The organism is Desulfocurvus sp., assembly GCF_023230885.1.
Lineage (GTDB): Bacteria > Desulfobacterota > Desulfovibrionia > Desulfovibrionales > Desulfovibrionaceae > Desulfocurvus.
In genome coordinates, this window is record NZ_JALNWM010000293.1 from 1 (window position 1) to 2,657 (window position 2,657).

General features: G+C 68.8%; 2 protein-coding genes. Both read right to left on the reverse strand.

Features of this window, described 5'->3' with window-relative positions; all coding sequences use genetic code 11:
- Positions 1-1,317 (reverse strand): efflux RND transporter permease subunit (locus M0P34_RS14825; protein ID WP_291500509.1); only part of this gene is annotated, 1,317 nt, incomplete at its 3' end.
- Complete coding sequence (locus M0P34_RS14830; RefSeq protein ID WP_291500511.1) at positions 1,317-2,507, reverse strand: efflux RND transporter periplasmic adaptor subunit; 1,191 nt, start codon at positions 2,505-2,507, stop codon at positions 1,317-1,319. The genes M0P34_RS14825 and M0P34_RS14830, both read right to left, overlap by 1 nt.
- Positions 2,508-2,657 lie beyond the last annotated feature (150 nt).

Here is a 2,657-nt window from a genome sequence, read left to right on the forward strand (position 1 = left end):
CTCGCCCATGGCCTTGATGGTCGCCTCCTTGGGCGGGAGGAACTCGGTTTTCATCACCCGTTCCACGTTTTCGATGACCACGATGGCGTCGTCGACCACGATGCCGATGGCCAGCACCAGGCCGAACAGGGTCAGGGTGTTGATGCTGAAGCCCAGGGCGTACATGCCCGCGAAGGTGCCGATGATGGACACGGGCACGGCCAGCAGGGGGATGATGGTCGCCCGCCAGTTGTGCAGGAACACGAAGATGATCAGCGACACCAGCAGGAAGGCCTCGATGAGGGTCTGCTGCACCTCCTGCACCGAGATGCGCACGAAGGTGGTCGTGTTGTACGGCACGGAGTATTCGATGCCGTCGGGGAACTGGGCCGAGAGGCGGTCCATGGCCTCGATGACGCGATCGGCCGTGGCCAGGGCGTTGGCGCCCGGGGCGAGGTAGATGCCCATGGCCGCCGAAGCCTTGCCGTCGCGCTTGCTGACCAGGTTGTAGCTTTGCGCCCCGAGTTCCACGTCGGCCACGTCGCGCAGGCGCAGGAAGCTGCCGTCCTCGTTGGCGCGCAGGATGATGTTCTCGAACTGCTCGGGGTCGGCCATGCGGCCCTGGGTGGTCACGGTGTAGGTCATCTCCACCGGGCCGGACAGGGGCTCGCTGCCGATGGAGCCTGCGGCGAACTGGGCGTTCTGCTCGTTGACCGCCGCGGCCACGTCCGCCGGGGTGAGGCCCAGGGTGGCCAGCTTGTCGGGGCGCAGCCAGATGCGGATGGAGTAGTCGCGCGAGCCGAAGACCACGGCGTCGCCCACGCCCGGCAGGCGCTTGAGCTCGTCGATGACGTTGACCAGGGCGTAGTTGCTGATGTCCACCGCGTCGTAGCGCCCGTCCTGGGACTCCATGGCCAGGACCATGAGCATGCTCGACGATTTCTTGCTCACGGTGACGCCCTGGCGGCGGACCTCCTCGGGCAGGGACGACTGGGCGGCCTGCACGCGGTTGTTGACGTTGATGGTGTTCTGGTCGGGGTCGGTGCCGACCTCGAAGCTCACGGTGATGTTCAGGCTGCCGTCGCCCGCGCTCACCGAGCGCATGTAGATCATGTCCTCGACGCCGTTGATCTTCTGCTCCAGCGGGGCGGCCACGGTTTGGGCGATGGTCTCGGCGCTGGCGCCGGGGTAGCGGGCCGACACCTGCACCTCGGGGGGCACGATGTCGGGGAACTCCGCGATGGGCAGGGCGCGCAGGGACAGGAGCCCCGCCAGCACGATGAACAGCGAGACCACCGTCGCGAAGATCGGGCGGTTGATGAAAAAGCGCGAGAACATCAGCTGTTGCCCTGCCCGTTTGCGGCCCCGGGGGCGGCCTGGCCCTCGTCGATGACGGCGACCTTGGACCCGGGGCGGACCTTGATCACGCCCTCGGCCACGATGGTCTGTCCGGGGGTCAGCCCGGCCTCGACCACGAAGCTGTCGCCCACGGCGCGGCCCAGGGTCACGGGGACGGGCGAGGCGACGCCCTCGGCGTCGAGCACATAGACCAGGGGCGCGTCCTTGGTGAAGAGCACGGCGCGCTGGGGCACGAGCAGCACGTCCTTGAGCACGGCGCCCTCGACCACCACCCGGGCGTAGCCGCCGGGCAGCAGCAGGCCCTCGGGGTTGGGCAGGGTGGCGCGGAAGTTCACGGTGCCGGTCTGCGGGTCCTCGCGGCTGTCGGCGAAGCCGATGGTGCCGCTGTGCTCGTAGACGCTGCCGTCGGACAGCCTGAGGCGCACGGTCATGCCGTCCTGGGGCACGGCCAGCCTGCCTTCGCGCTCCAGGCGCCGGTCGCGCAGGACCTGGGCGCCCGGCACGGAGAAGTTCACATACAGCGGGTCCACCTGGGTGATGGTGGTCAGCAGGCTGTTGCCGCCCACGCTGACCAGGCTGCCCTCGGACATGGACTCCTTGCTGGTCACCCCCGAGATGGGCGCGCGGACCTCGGTGTAGCCCAGGGTGATGGCGGTTTCGCGCTCGGCGGCCACGGCGGCCTCCACGGCGGCGGCGGCCTGGTCGAAGGCGGTCACGGCGTCGTCGCGCTCCTGGGCGCTGACCACGCCCTGGGCGAAGAGCGCCTCGGTGCGCTCGCGGTCCACCCGGGCCAGTTCCAGCGTGGCGCGCAGGCGCTTGAGCTCGCCCCGGGCCTGCTCGTTGCTGGCGTGGGCGGTGTCGGGCTCGATGCGGAAGAGCAGGTCGCCCTTGCGCACATAGGCGCCCTCCACATAGGTGCGTTCCAGCAGGATCCCGCCCACCTGGGCATGGACCTGCACGTCGCGCGAGCCGCTGAGCTGGGCGGCGAACTCGTTGGTCAGGGGCAGGTCGGCGCTGGCCAGGGTCGCGGCCCGCACCCGGGGCGCGGGCGGCGCGGCGGCCGCGTTGGCCTGGGGTTTGTCGTCGCAGCCCGACAGGGCCACGGCCAGGGCCAGGGCGGACAGCAGGAGCGCGAGACGCCCGAGGGGAAAACGGAAAATACGCTGCATGGACGGGGAATCCTCCAGGAATGAACTCCGGCACGCGGGCAAAATCGTTAGCGTGCTATTTAATAGGTAGGCAGGTAATTCTTTTTGCCCGCGTTGGCAAGGGGGCAGGGGAGGGTGCTGGGGGATGAGTTTTTAATATTTTGAAAAAAA